Source organism: Xanthomonas citri pv. mangiferaeindicae (assembly GCA_002240395.1).
Taxonomy (GTDB): domain Bacteria; phylum Pseudomonadota; class Gammaproteobacteria; order Xanthomonadales; family Xanthomonadaceae; genus Luteimonas; species Luteimonas citri_A.
This window is the reverse complement of the sequence record CP016836.1, coordinates 1,850,418-1,864,831: the sequence shown is the minus strand read 5'-3', so window position 1 is coordinate 1,864,831 and position 14,414 is coordinate 1,850,418. Positions and strand designations below refer to the sequence as shown.

At 67.5% G+C, this 14,414-nt stretch carries 9 protein-coding genes; 6 read left to right on the top strand and 3 right to left on the bottom strand.

Features of this window, described 5'->3' with window-relative positions:
- Positions 1–93 precede the first annotated feature (93 nt).
- Together BEN78_08025 and BEN78_08020 are read right to left on the bottom strand one after the other, a co-directional pair.
- Positions 94–744, bottom strand: a complete 651-nt coding sequence (locus BEN78_08025; GenBank protein ASR43324.1) for a hypothetical protein — start codon at positions 742–744, stop codon at positions 94–96.
- Between the two features lie 388 nt (positions 745–1,132).
- The gene (locus BEN78_08020; GenBank protein ID ASR43323.1) at positions 1,133–3,481 is read right to left on the bottom strand and encodes a sugar hydrolase; all 2,349 of its coding nucleotides are present in this window, start codon (positions 3,479–3,481) and stop codon (positions 1,133–1,135) included.
- A 60-nt stretch (positions 3,482–3,541) separates the two neighbouring features.
- Here BEN78_08020 and BEN78_08015 point away from each other — a divergent pair, with 60 nt between their 5' ends.
- From BEN78_08015 to BEN78_07995, 5 genes are all read left to right on the top strand, one after another.
- A complete protein-coding gene (locus tag BEN78_08015; GenBank protein ID ASR43322.1) occupies positions 3,542–3,745 on the top strand; it encodes a hypothetical protein in 204 nt (67 codons plus the stop codon).
- Positions 3,742–5,049, top strand: coding sequence for a glucose/galactose MFS transporter (locus BEN78_08010; protein ASR43321.1), 1,308 nt, complete (start codon positions 3,742–3,744; stop codon positions 5,047–5,049). Before BEN78_08015 ends, BEN78_08010 begins: the two co-directional genes overlap by 4 nt.
- Entirely contained in the window at positions 5,049–6,032 is a 984-nt protein-coding gene (locus BEN78_08005) for a fructokinase (GenBank protein ID ASR43320.1), read from the top strand. Before BEN78_08010 ends, BEN78_08005 begins: the two co-directional genes overlap by 1 nt.
- Complete coding sequence (locus BEN78_08000) at positions 6,029–7,318, top strand: N-acylglucosamine 2-epimerase (GenBank protein ASR43319.1); 1,290 nt, start codon at positions 6,029–6,031, stop codon at positions 7,316–7,318. Before BEN78_08005 ends, BEN78_08000 begins: the two co-directional genes overlap by 4 nt.
- Positions 7,319–7,543: 225 nt before the next feature.
- Entirely contained in the window at positions 7,544–10,207 is a 2,664-nt protein-coding gene (locus BEN78_07995) for a TonB-dependent receptor (GenBank protein ID ASR43318.1), read from the top strand.
- 27 nt (positions 10,208–10,234) lie between these two features.
- Here BEN78_07995 and BEN78_07990 read toward each other — a convergent pair whose 3' ends face one another.
- Positions 10,235–11,167, bottom strand: coding sequence for a pyridine nucleotide-disulfide oxidoreductase (locus tag BEN78_07990; protein ID ASR45017.1), 933 nt, complete (start codon positions 11,165–11,167; stop codon positions 10,235–10,237).
- Between the two features lie 220 nt (positions 11,168–11,387).
- On the opposite strand from BEN78_07990, the gene BEN78_07985 reads away from it, so the two are divergent.
- A complete protein-coding gene (locus BEN78_07985) occupies positions 11,388–14,348 on the top strand; it encodes a TonB-dependent receptor (protein ID ASR43317.1) in 2,961 nt (986 codons plus the stop codon).
- Positions 14,349–14,414 lie beyond the last annotated feature (66 nt).

Sequence of the window (14,414 nt, the reverse complement as noted above, 5' to 3'; positions counted from 1 at the left end):
TTTCGACGACGCGGCCGAAGCCGTGGCGGCGCTCAGAGCTCGGGGCCAGCGTCGATATCGGGCACGGAAAATCGACTCTGACCCCGGTTTTGCTCAGTGGGCGGCGTGCTCGCGGCGGGCGCTGCTGCCGGTCATCAGCTTGTCGGTGTAGGCAATGCCGATCGCCGAGAGGATGAAGCCGCCGTGGATGATCGTCTGCCACATGACGCCGGCGGTGGTGACCTTGGTGCAGGCCGGCGCGGCGAGCGACAGCCCGCCAGCGATCGCCTGAGCGTGGGCGGCCGCCGCGGCGATGGCATCGGCGGTGCCGCAGACCGGCAGGCCGACTTCGCCGGCGGCGATGAAGGTCTTGAGCAGGTGGATCGACGAGATGCCGATGATCGCCATCGCCAGCTTGACCTTGAGCACGCTGGCATTGACGTGACTGAGCCATTCGGGCTGGTCGGGATGGCCCTGCAGACCCAGGCGCGAGACGAAGGTCTCGTAGCCGCCGACAATCACCATCACCAGCAGATTGGAGATCATCACCACGTCGATCAGGCCCAGCACCAGCAGCATGATCCCCTGCTCGGTCAGCGTCGTGGCGCCGTGGACCAGGTGCCAAAGCTCCTTGACGAACAGGAACACGTAGACGCACTGGGCGACGATCAGGCCCAGGTACAGCGGCAGCTGGAGCCAGCGCGAACCGAAGATGACGTAGGACAGGGGGTTGAGGCGCGGCGGCGCGGACAGCGGGGTCGACATGGGGGAGCCCGGGGGAGGTGCGCGGAGCGTAGCGAGGGCCGGTGACTTTGCCAATCGCAGGCCGCGCAGGCGGATGGGCACGCGTCACCCGGGCGCCGCGGCGTCGAACCGGGACGATCGCGCTGGCCCGGGGCCATCGGTTGCGGCGCGCAGCGCCCTTTTCGCAGCGCCGACCTGGCGGAGGCGTCGCGTCCTCGACGCCTCCGCACATTGACAGCGTTGTCATGCCCTCGTACAAGGACCGGTCGGCGCCATCGGGTGCCGCGTGTTCCGGATCTGGGAGGATCGAGGATGCCGAGCGAGACGGCCGTCGCCGACGTGCCGCGACAGCGCGCGGCCGCGCGGGCGCGCGGGCGCGGCGCGGCTGCACGGGAAGACCGGGATCGACTCAGTGGACTGTTGCGGTGCTCATCGAGTACGGCGCCTCGGCGTCCGCGCCGGGCCAATCGCGGTTGGGGGCGGCCTGCATGGTGAAGCGCAGCTCGCCGCCGGCCAGGATCTCGTCGTGACGCAGGAATGCGCGCCGCAGCGGCTGGCCGTTGAGCGTCGCCGCGCCGATGTAGCCGTGGCCTTCCGCCAGACCGTCGGCGACGATGGTGAAGCGCTTGCCGTTGGGCAGGTCGAGCGTGGCGCGCGGCAGGAACGGCCGGCCGATCACGTACTCGCCGCTGCCCGGTGCGACCGGGTAGAAGCCCAGTGCGGTGAACAGGTACCAGGCCGACATCTGGCCCAGGTCGTCGTTGCCCGCCAGGCCGTCGGGCCGGTCGGCGTACTGGCTCGCCATGATCGTCCCCAGGCGTGCCTGGGTGCGCCAGGGCTGGCCGGCATGCGCATAGAGATAGGCCACATGGTGGCTGGGCTCGTTGCCGTGGGCATACCAGCCGATCAACCCGGTGATGTCCTCCATGTGCTCGAAGATCGCCGGGTCGACATCGGCCTCGAACACCGCGTCCAGCTTGTCGAGCAGCGCGTCCGCCCCGCCGTGGGCGGCCGCCAGACCGGCGACGTCATGCGGCACGTACCAGGAGTACTGCCAGGCATTACCCTCGGTGTAATCGGTGCCGTAGCCGCTGGCGGTCGGGTCGAACGGCACCCGGAAGCTGCCGTCGCGGTTGCGGGCGCGCATGAAGCCGGTCGCAGGATCGAAGGCGTTGCGCCAGTTCGCCGCGCGCCGAGCGAAATCGCGCGCGACCGCGTCGCGCCCCATCGCCTGGGCCATCCGCGCGATCGTCCAGTCGCCGTAGGCGTACTCGAGGGTCTTCGAGGCGGCCTCGCCTTCTTCATCGATCGGCACCCAGCCCAGTTCCATGTACTGGCGCAACCCGTCGTAGGGGCCGTAGGACGCACTGGCGGTCATCGCCTCGAGCGCGGCGTCGGCATCGAAGCCGCGGATGCCTTTCAGGTACGCGTCGGCGATCACCGGCACCGCGTGGTAGCCGATCATCGTCCAGGTCTCCTGGCCATGGAACGACCACACCGGCAGGATCCCGTACGGGCTGTGGCGGCGGTGCGCGAGCAGCGAGTCGACGAAATCGGCATTGCGCTTCTCCGGCTGCACCAGGGTCAGCAGTGGATGCAGTGCGCGATAGGTGTCCCACAGCGAGAACGTCGAGTAGTGAGCGAAGCCGTCGGCGGTATGGATCGCCTGATCCGGTCCGCGATAGCGCCCATCGACGTCCATGAACAGCGTCGGGCCCAACAGCGTGTGGTAGAGCGCGGTGTAGGCGCTGCGGCGATCGTGCTCGGGCGCATCGATGTCGAGTACAGACAACGCCTGCGTCCACTGCGCCCGCGCCTCGGCGCGCACGCGGTCGAAGTCGAAATCCGGCACTTCCGCGTCGAGGTTGGCGATCGCGCCGGCCTCGTCGACCGACGAGATCGCGACCTTGACTACCAGCGGCGCGTCGAGCTTGCCGAAATCGAAGGTCCCGACCAGCTGCCGGCCCTCGATCTGCGCGCGTTCGCCGGGGCTGCGATCGGCCGGCGGGGCGAACCCCTTGTAGAGGATATCGGTCTCGGTGTTGTGGAAGGCATGGCCTTGCAGCGGCCGCGAAAAGCGCATCGCAAAGTACAGCTGTCGGCCCGGCGCCCAGCCCCGGGTCTCGCGGAAGCCGGTGATCGTGCCATCGGGCATGCGCCGCAGCCGCGACCACAGGATCTTGCCCGGGTAGTCGTACATCGACGTGCGCAGGTCCAGCAGCACGCGCGCGTCCTCGCCCGCCGGAAAGGTGTAGCGGTGCACGCCAGCACGGGCGCTGGTGGTCAGTTCGGCCCGCACGCGGTAATCGTCGAGCGTGACCGCGTAGTAGCCGGGCTGCGCCACCTCGTCGTCGTGGCGGAAACGCGAGGCGTAGCCGCTGCCGGGGCGATCAGGGTCGCCGCGTTCGAGCCGCTCGGGTCCGGTGGTCGGCATCAGCAGCACATCGCCGAGGTCGGAGTGACCGGTGCCCGAGAAATGGGTGTGCGAGAAGCCGACGATGCTGGTGTCGTCGTAGCGATACCCCGCGGCCCAGTCGTAGCCCTTCTCGCGCGGCTGGATACGGGTGTCGGGGCTGAGCTGGACCATGCCGAAGGGCACCGTCGCACCGGGATAGGTATGGCCCTCGCCGCCGGTGCCGATGAACGGATCGACCGCGCCGTAGGCCTTGTCACCCACCGTGCCCGGATCGGCCAGTGCCGCCCCCATTCCCAACACCGCGCCCATCGCCACCGTCATCGCTGCCCCCAGCCTGGCCATCGCGCCCTCGTTTGTATCGATTCAATTCGCCCGACCCTAGCATCCGAGGCCGTTTCCCGCATGTTGCATTGCAAGATGCCGCCCGACTTCGGCAACGTCACCATGTCCGACCTTCAATCGGTTCAAGGGACGATCCTGTCGGGACGGCGGCGCACGATGCCGCCCGCCACCACCGCCTACCCCATCGCCCGCACGACATTGCGCGTGCGCGCCCGCCGTTCCTTTTCCAACGTCCCGACGCAGGCCACCGGAGCCGACGCATGAGCACATCCCGTTCCACGATGTCCAATTCCGCCGCAATCGCGGTGGTGAGCCTGATCTTTCTGACCTGGGGCGGCCTGACCAGCCTCAATGATGTGCTGATTCCGCATCTCAAGGCCGTGTTCTCGATGAACTACGTGCAGACGCTGCTGATCCAGTTCACGTTCTTCGGCGCGTACTTTCTGATGTCGATCCCTGCCGGCACGGTGGTCTCGCGCATCGGCTACAAGGCCAGCATCGTCGTCGGCCTGCTGGTGGCCGCGGCCGGCGCGGCGCTGTTCTTCCCGGCCGCCCGCCTGCCCTCGTACGGCCTGTTCCTGACGGCGCTGTTCGTGCTGGCCTCGGGCATCACGCTGCTGCAGGTCTCCGCCAATCCCTACATCGCGCTGCTGGGCCCGCCCGAGTCCTCGCACAGCCGGCTCACCTTCGCCCAGGCGCTCAACTCGTTCGGCACGACCGCGTTCCCGTACTTCATCGGCCCGCTGATCCTGGCCGGCACGGTGCTGGGGGCGGACCAGATCGCCGCGATGCCGATGGCCGACCAGATCGCCTACCGCGCCTCGGAAGCGCGCTCGGTCGAGCTGCCCTATCTGATGCTGGCCGGCGGCCTGTTGTTGCTGGCGGTGTTCGTGGTGACGATGCGGATTCCCTCGCTGCGCGCAGAGGGCGCATCGACCCATGACCCGCACACCTTCCGGGAAGCACTGGCCCACCCGCACCTGCGCTGGGGCGTGCTCGGCATCTTCATGTACGTCGGCGCTGAAGTCGCGATCGGCAGCTTCCTGATCAACTACATGGCCGAGCCCGCGATCGGCGGACTGAGCGAAGCGGCGGCCTCGCGCTTCCTGGCGTTCTACTGGGGCGGCGCGATGGTCGGCCGTTTCATCGGTGCGGCCTTGATGACCAAGATCGACGCACGCCGGCTGCTCGCGTTCGCTGCGGTCATGGTGTGCGTGCTGCTGACAGTGACGATGACCAGCAGCGGCAGCATCGCGATGTGGAGCGCGCTGGCGGTCGGTCTGTTCAACTCGATCATGTTCCCGACCATCTTCACCACCGCAATCGAGCGCCTGGGCACGCTGACCAGCAAGGCATCGAGCCTGCTGGTCATGGCGATCGTCGGCGGCGCCTTGATTCCGCTGGCGCAGGGCGCGCTGGCCGACCGTGTCGGCATCCAGTTGTCGTTCGTCATCCCGCTGGTCTGCTACGTCTACATCATCTGGTACGGGCTGCGCGGTTCACGGGTGCGAGGCGATGCGCTCGCGCCTGCCGGCACGCCGACGCCGCGCCCGAGCGCGATGCACTGATGGCGCATACGCGACGCACCATCGCCTGCTTCGGCGAGGCGCTGATCGATTTCCGTGCCGAGCCGGCCACCGCCGGCCAGGCGCGGCGGTTCGTCGAGCAGCCCGGCGGCGCGCCGGCGAACGTCGCGGTGGGCATCGCCGCGCTTGGCGGTGCGGCGCGCTTCGTCGGCATGCTGGCGCAGGATATGTTCGGCGACACCCTGGCGGCGGCGCTGCAGCGGCACGGCGTCGACACGTCGCAGGTCCGGCGCACGGACGCTGCGCCGACGGCGCTGGCCTTCGTCTCGCTGGCCGACGATGGCGAGCGCAGCTTCAGCTTCTATCGCCCGCCGGCCGCGGATCTGCTGTTCACCGAACGCGACTTCGCCGACGATGCCTTCGCCGACGTGACCGTGCTGCACGCCTGCTCCAACAGCCTGACCGAGCCGGCCATCGCCCAAGCCACCTTGCACGGCATGGCACGCGCCGCACGCGAGGGCGCGCTGGTGAGCTTCGATCTCAATTGGCGTCCGGCGCTGTGGCCGGCTGGAAACGATCCAACGCCCACGCTGTGGCGCGCGCTCACACACGCCCACCTGGTCAAGCTCAGCGCCGAGGAACTGACGTTCCTTGCCGGCGACAGCGACCCGGCCGCAGCCGTTGCGCGCATTCTGGAGACGGCAGATGTGCTCGTCGTCACCGACGGGGCCGCGCCGATCCGCTGGTGGACACGCACGAGCGCCGGGACGGCGCCGACGTTCGCGGTCTGCGCCGTCGACACGACCGCAGCCGGCGATGCCTTCGTTGCCGGATTGCTGTGGCGACTGTCCGACCGTGCAGTCGATGCCCGTGCCCTGGGCGCCGCCTTCGACACCCCCGCGCTGCGCGCCGATCTGCTGGCGCACGCCGCGGCCGCTGGCGCGCTGGCCACCACCCGACACGGCGCCTTCGACGCGATGCCCGCGCGCGACGCCGTTGACCGTCTGCTCGAGACTGCTCAATGATGTTGCCCGCAACGCCCGTTCCCGACTTCACCTCGCCCGAGACGCTGCGCGCGCACATCGCTGACACGATGGCGTTCTACCGTCCGCGCGCGCTCGACCCGGCCGGCGGCTTCTTCCATTACTTCCGTGACGACGGCACGGTCTACGACCGCAGCCACCGCCACCTGGTCAGCAGTACCCGCTTCGTCTACGACTTCGCGATGGCCGCCGTCGAGTTCGCCGATGGGCCCGATGTCGAGCGCGACCGCGCGGCGACCTTGCACGGCCTGCAGTTCCTGCGCGAGGCCCATCGCGACCCGGCGAGCGGCGGCTACGCCTGGACCCTGCGCGACGGCGCGGCCGAAGACCGCACGCATCACAGCTACGGGCTGGCCTTCGTGCTGCTGGCGCAGGCGAGCGCACGCAAGGCCGGCCTCGACACCGCGGCTGCGATGGACGAGACCTGGGACCTGCTCGAGCAGCACGCCTGGGATCCGGCGCACGGTCTGTACCGCGACGAGGCCGACGCACAGTGGCGTTACGCGCCCTATCGCGGACAGAACGCCAACATGCATCTGTGCGAGGCACTGATCGCCGCGCACGAGGCCGGCGGCGACGATCGCTACCTGGCGCGCGCGCTGATGCTGGCCGACCACATGACCCGCCGGCAGGCCGCGCTGTCGGGCGGCCTGGTCTGGGAGCATTGGCACGCGGACTGGTCGGTTGACTGGGACTATCACCGCGACGACCCCAAGCACCTGTTCCGCCCCTGGGGCTTCCAGCCCGGCCACCAGGTCGAGTGGGCCAAACTGCTGCTGTCGCTGCGCGCGCACCTGGGGCCCGATGCGCCCGACTGGTTGCTGCCGACCGCGCGCCACCTCTATGACGCCGCGCTGGCCCACGGCTGGGACGCCACGCACGGCGGCATCGTTTACGGCTTCGCGCCGCAGGCGCTGCGCGAGACGTCACCCGCCCCCGGCGCGCCGCCCCCGGACCTGGCGACTGCCCCGATGTTCTGGTGCGACGACGACAAGTACTTCTGGGTCCAGGCCGAAGCGATCGCCGCGGCCTGGCGGCTGTTCGACGCCACGGGCGAGGTGCGCTACCGCGACGACTACCTGCGCCTGTGGGCCTACGCCTGGGCGCATTTCGTCGATCACACGCATGGCGCCTGGTACCGCATCCTCGACCGCCGCAACCACAAGGTCGACGATCTCAAGAGCCCAGCCGGCAAGACCGACTACCACACGATGGGTGCCTGTCACGACGTGCTGGCGGTGATGCGCGGGCACACCCGCAGGCGCTAGCCAGCGCGCTGCATCGCTGCGTCGTTGCGTCGCTGCGTCGCTGCGCGAAATCATGCTGCAGTGCACACCAAGCGTGGCCGCGTGGTCGCCTGTTCTCGCACGTACGACGCAGCCGCCTCCCACCTTGTCACCGCCAATTTGACAGCGCTGTCAAAGCCAAGCTAAATGCGCCCTCGAGCGTATCCCGATACGCGACGCGCCGACACGCCCTTGGGAGGGGACCCTATGTACACACCGCATCCGCGGCGCACCCTGTGCTGCGCCATTGCCACCGTGCTGGCCATCGGCGCCCTGCCGGCTGTCGCCCAGACCACCGGCACGCCGACGACTACCGACCAGGACGATGCCAAGACGCTCGACTCGGTGATCGTCACCGTCGAGCGGCGCGAGCAGGACCTGCAGAAGTACGCCGGTACCGCGCAGGCGATCTCCGGCGACGACGCCCGCGCCCTGGGTATCAACAACGAACTGCGCAACATTCAGACGGTCGTGCCGGGCCTGAGCATGGCCAACCAGGAAGGCAACCTGGAAATCTTCATCCGCGGTGTGGGCTCGGCCAACAACACTGAGCTGGGCGATCCGGGCGCAGCGCCGCATATCAACGGCGCCTATATCGCGCGTCCGCGCGGTCTGGGCGGCATGTTCTATGACGTGGAGCGCGTCGAGATCAACAAGGGCCCGCAGGGCACGCTGCGCGGGCGCAACGCGCTCGCCGGCTCGCTCAACATCGTCACCAAGCGCCCGGATCTCGAGGCGTTCGGCGGCTACGTGCAGCTCGAGGCCGGCAACCGCGACCACCAGGCCGGCGAGTTCGCGCTCAACCTGCCGCTCGGCGGCTGGGCGGCGCTGCGCTTTGCCGGCTACAAGGTCGAGAAGGACAGCTCATTCCGCAATGCGGGCGACCCGCGCCTCGATCCGGCCGGCATCCAGAACGAAAAGGGCGGCCGCGTGTCGTTCCTCTACCAGCCCGACGACAAGCTCAGCGTCTTCGCGATGGCCGACATGGGCAAGGAAGGCGGCACCGGCTATCCGGGCGCCAACATCTGGACCGCGGCCTGCGGCAGCGCCGACCCCGACACCTGCCCCAACAGCCCTGGCCTCTCGCCCGACGATCTCGACCTGCGCAACGTGGTCTATCGCGGCCCGCAGGGCACGCTCGACAGCACCAACTGGGGCGCGATGGCCAATGTGAGCTACGACTTCGGCCCGATCGTCGCCGAGTACAACACCAGCTATCGCGACGTCGACTACCGCCAGACCAACGCCGCCAGTGAAGGCATTCTGTGGCCGGGCCGCGACGTCAGTCCGCGCGGACCGGACAATCCGGGCGGCTTCGACTACGACAACTTCTCGACCCAGTACTGGGAGACGCTGTCGCAGTCGACGACCCACGAACTGCGTCTGTCTTCGTCGGGCGATGGCCGCTTCCAGTGGACCGGCGGCGCGTTCCACTTCAACGAGGACCAGCAGGTCGGCTACCTGTCGCTGACCGACAAGGGCACCTGGTTCTCGGGCACCGAGTTCACAATGCCGCGCGTCAACGGGCGCTCCACCGCGCTGTTCGCCGACGGCACCTTCGAAGTGAACGACCGCACCCGCCTGAAGGCCGGTGTGCGCCGCACCCGCGAGGCCAAGTCGCGTTATGGCATCGGCGGCAACTGGGCGCTGGGCCTGCCGGGCGTCGGCGGCGATTTCGCCACGCGCCTGGGCACCGAAGGCTTCGCTCCGGCCTTCATGAAGCGACCGAACTTCGACGTGACCGGACTGACATCCCAGGCGGACATGGCGCGCTTCCTGTTGCAGGGCATCCTGCAGCACGGCCAGCGCGACACCATCGCCGAGCAGATCGGCGGCGTGGCGAACGGCGGCGACTTCGGCTGCGTCGACCGTCCCGATATCGGCGGCGACACCATCGACTGCCCGTACCAGTCCTGGGTGCAGGTCAACTCGATCCCCTCCCAGCAGTTCGGCGAAAGCCGTTTTCAGTTCAACGATTGGCGCGCCGGCGTGGAGTTCGACCTGACCGACGACCACATGCTCTACGCCACGGTGTCCACCGGCCACAAGTCTGGCGGCTTCAACGACACCTTCGACGTCAACGTGATCCCGGAAACCTTCAGCCCCGAGTCGATCAAGGCCTACGAGATCGGCAGCAAGATGAGCCATCGCTGGTTCGGGCGCCCCGGCAACTTCAATGTCAGCGCGTTCTACTACGACTACACCGATCAGGTGTTCCAGGACCTGGCCGTGATTTCGCTCAACCCCGATGGCGAACCGGCCGGTTACTCGCTGGTCAACCGCAACATCAGCCGCTCGGCGATCTACGGCATCGAGGCCGAAAGCGTGACGCGCTTCGGCGCCGGCTTCATGTTGCACATCAACGCGCTGGCGCTCGACAGCGAAATCAAGGAAGGCACTGTCGGCGACGCGCGCAGCCAGAACTACGACGCCGGCGGCGTCACGTCGCTGATCGACCTGACCGGCAATGAGCTGCCGCTCGCCTCGCGCTTCACCGGCAACATCCGCCTGCAGCAGATGACCGAGCTGTCGTTCGGCTCGCTCGACTGGCAGTTGCTGGCGTCCTACCGCTCGGCCTACTACCTGACCCAGTACAACAACCGCGACGTGACGTACGTGGATCAGGCCGGGAACTTCGTGCGGCAGGAAACGGCGGCAGAGGCTGGCTTCCCCGATCGTCAGCGCGGCGAGGTCACCCTCAATGCCGGCATCGGCCTCACCTCGCTCGATGGGCGCTGGCGTTACGAGCTCTACGGCAGCAACCTGCTCGACAACGACGTGTCGCAGAAGGCGCTGGTCGGATCGCGGCTCAACATCCGCTTCCTCAACGATGCGCGCGCCTATGGCCTGCGCGTGCGCTACCAGTTCTGAGCCGGGCCGGCGGCATCGCCGGCCACATCAGGAGTCGCGCTCTGCGCCCGGGTTATCGGGCGCAGGCGCGCGCGGCACGAACGGCAGCGCGTTGTGCGCATGCGTGGCGGCAATCGCCGCGTGACCGACCGCGACCGAGATCTGGTTGAGGCCGCTGACCACATCGCCGACCGCATAGAGCCCGGGCACCCGGGTCTGCTGGTGCGCATCGACCTCCAGCGCGCCATTGTCGTCGCTGTCCAGACGCAACCCGGTCGGTAACGACGGGCCGCCCTCGTAACCCAGATACGGGTAGACGGTGTCGAAGCGGTGCACGTCGCCGTCGGGCGTGCGGTAATGGCAATGCGCGCCATCGAATTCGAGCACCCCGCCGGGCGGCAACAGGGTCGCGCCGAGGGCCTGCGCCCGCGCGATGGCCTCGTGCGCAAGATCCTCGTCGGTGGGCAGCAGCGCGATGCGTGCCGAATAGCCGCGCAGGAACGCGGCATGGCCACCGATCGCAGCGCCCGGGCCGTAGACCGCGATCGTCTGGTCGCTGGCCTCGTAGGCATCGCAGATCGCGCACAGGCGCAGCGCGCCGCAGGCGATCGCCGCTTCGGCCCAAGGGACCTCGGGCAATCGGTCGGTCAGCCCGGTGGCCAGGATCACCTTGCGGGCGCGCCAACGCCTCCCGGCTGCGGCGACGACGAAGGCCTCGCCCTCGCGGACGATCGTGTCCACGCATCCTGTGGTGATCTCGACCGCGAACGCCTCGGCCTGTTCGTGCATGCGACGCAACAGCCCGGTGCCGGACACGCCTTGTGGGAACCCCGGGCAATTGTGGCTCTCGGGAATGTAGCGCGCCCGGCTGCGCCCGCTATCGATGACGACCACGCTGCGCAGAAAGCGGCGCAGATAGGTCGCCGCGGTCAGGCCCGCCGGCCCACCGCCCACCACCGCGACATCGATGTCTTGGATCATCTGCATGCTCCGGACGGGCGGTCGAGACTGACCAGGGCGGCGTGCACCGCCGGTGAGCACTGTCGCGCTTGCGCGCAGTCCCCGTGCAGGGCGCGCGCACCCGTTGACAACGCTGTCAGTCTCCCTTCCTAATGCGCCCTGGCCCACGGCGTGTTCCGCGCGCGGTGCGCTGCCCACAATTCGATCGACTTTCGTGAGATCCCTTGGGAGGGGAAGATCCATGAAGCCATTCCGTGCCGCGCCGAAGCAGCGGTTGCTGACGTCCGCCCTGTTACTCGCCATCGCCTCGCCGACGCTCGCCCAGGTCGCCGACCCGCCGTCTGACGCCACCGAACTCGACGCTGTCGTCGTGACCGGCATCCGCGGCAGCCTGACCTCGTCGATGAACCTCAAGCGTGATTCGCAGGGCATCGTCGACGGCATCGTCGCCGAGGACATCGGCAAGTTCCCCGATACCAACCTGGCCGAGTCGCTGCAGCGCATCTCGGGCGTGTCGATCGACCGTTCGATGGGGGAAGGGTCCAAGGTCACCGTCCGCGGTGTCGGTCCCGACTTCAACTTGGTGCTGCTCAACGGTCGGCAGATGCCCGCCTCCAGCATTGAGGCAACGAATGCCTCCAACTCACGCGCATTCGATTTCGCCAATCTCGCGTCCGAATCGATCTCCGGCATCGAGGTGTTCAAGACCAGTCGCGCGGCTACGCCTACGGGCGGCATCGGCGCGACGATCAACATCAAGACAGGTCGTCCGCTAGACATGGGCGAACTGATCAGCGTCGGCATGAAGGCAGTGCACGACACGTCGTCCGAGAATCTTCCCAAGAGCATGCGTGGCGATTCGACCACGGGTGAAATGTCGGGCATCTTTAGCAACGTCTTCGCCGACGGAAAGCTCGGCGTTTCTGTCAGCGCGAGCTACCAGGAGCGCGACTCGGGCTATAACGAGGCAGCCGTCGGCGGTGGATGGTACGCATTCCCGGGCGACGAAGGCCCGCTGGCGCTGCCCGGCCCTGCCGCCAACGCGACCAATCCCCCTGGCGCCGGTGATATTTACTCGGTGCCGCAGAACCTGGTGTATGCACTCAACGGCATCCAGCGCCAGCGCACCAACGCGCAGGGTACGTTGCAGTACGCCCCCACCGACCGCATCACCGCCACGCTCGACTATACGTACTCGGAGAACCGCATCCAGCAACAGCGCCACGAGTTGTCCACCTGGTTCAATCAGGCGGCCTCGCGGACATCATGGACCGACGGCCCGATCGCTGCCCCCACCTCATACACCGAGTTCATCGACTTCCAAACAGTCAACGGCGTGCTCGAGGGCAGCGACTTGGCGATGGCCGGCGCGCAGTTCGCGACCAAAAACGAGAACAAGTCCCTCGGCTTCAATGTCGCCTGGGAAGTGACGGACAGCCTTGACCTGGAGCTCGACTACCACTCCTCGAGTGCAGAATCGGGCGCCGACGGCCCATGGGGGTCGAACAATGTGATCGGCGCAGCCGCCTTTGTACGCGGCAACACGACAGTCGACTTCAGCGGTGATTTCCCCGTACTCGGCGTGCAGCTTCCGCCGGGCATGACCCGCGTGGGCGCTGATCGGATGATGGTTACCGGGTCATCCTTCCGCAACAGCTATATGAAGTCGGAGGTGGAGCAGGGACAGGTTCGCGGCAGGTTCCAGTTTGGCGACTACTCCAGCGTTCAATTTGGCGCGGCGTTCACCGAAGTCAACAACCGCACGGCCTACAGCTTCACACAGCGCGACGACTGGGGTGGCTTCGGCAATCGGGCCGGCGACTACGACGACGATCTGTGGATCGCCGACGACATGAGTCACTACTTTGACCAGTTCCCCGGCAGCGGGGGGATGTTCGGCCAGTTCTATCTGTTCGACTTCGGACGGGTCCGCGACGCCGCCATCGCCGCGCGTGGTGGCGATGTCTCCGCGTATCTGCCGCCCGATGAGTTCAGCACCGATAGACGCGCGACCGAGAAGTCCAAGAGCGCCTACGTGCAGTGGAACAACACCTGGGACCTGGCGATGCCGCTCCATGCATCGGTCGGTGTCCGTTACGAGGAAACGGACGTCACCTCGCGAGCCCTGGTACCGATTGCCACAGGCATGACCTGGACCGGAGAGAACGAGTTCGCGGTGCAGTTCGGTGATCCTGACTTCACTGAACTGCGTGGCAGTTACGACTATTGGCTGCCCAGCGTCGACCTGAGCCTCGAAGTCACCGACGAACTGGTCGTGCGCGCCAGCTACGGTCACAGCATCGGCCGGCCGCAGTGGAACCATATCCAGGGCGGCCAGACGCTCGATTCGTTCGCCGCCTTCGAGGGCGGCACCGGCTCGCAGGGCGACCCGGGGCTGCGCCCGCTCGAGTCGAAGAACTTCGACCTGTCGGTCGAGTGGTACTACGGCGAGTCGAGCTACGTTTCGGTGGGCTGGTTCCGCAAGGACATCGACAACTATATCGGTACGTCTGTAGTCGAAATCTCGCCGTTCGACATCCGCACACCCGTCGGCGGCGCCTACTACAACCAGGCTGTCGCCTCCGGCTGCACGCCTGGCGCGACCGCGTTCCGCCGCTGCGTACGTGAGTACATCTTCGAGAACTTCGCTGGCGCGCCGGGCGTGGATGAGGCCAACAACACGATCGAAGGGCAGCCGGGCGACCCGCTGGCTGTGTTCCGTGTCAGCGTTCCGGTCAACAAGGAATCTTCCTCGCTTGACGGCTGGGAGATCAGTGCACAGCACGTCTTCGGCGAGAGCGGATTTGGCTTGGCCGCCAACTACACCATCGTCGATTCCGATCTGACCTACGACAACTACAATCTGGGCGACCAGTTCGCACTGGTGGGGCTGAGCGATTCGGCCAACCTCGTTGCGTTCTACGACAAGGGACCATGGCAAGTTCGCGCGGCGTACAACTGGCGGGACAAGTTCCTGTCCAGCACCTACGACAGCTGGCGCCCGAACCCGGTGTATGTCGAGGACTACGGCCAACTGGATCTCAACATCAGCTACCAGGTCAGCGACAACTTCACGATCCACGCTGAGGCGATCAACTTGACCGACGAGACCATGCGTTCGCATGGTCGCCACGAGCGTCAGGTGTTCTACGCGACCCAGACCGGGCCGCGCTACATGTTCGGGTTCCGCTACAAGTTCTGATCCGACTCTCCCGCCTCCGGCCATCTGGCCGGAGGCGGGCTACGCGGAACGCACAGCGATCTGCAG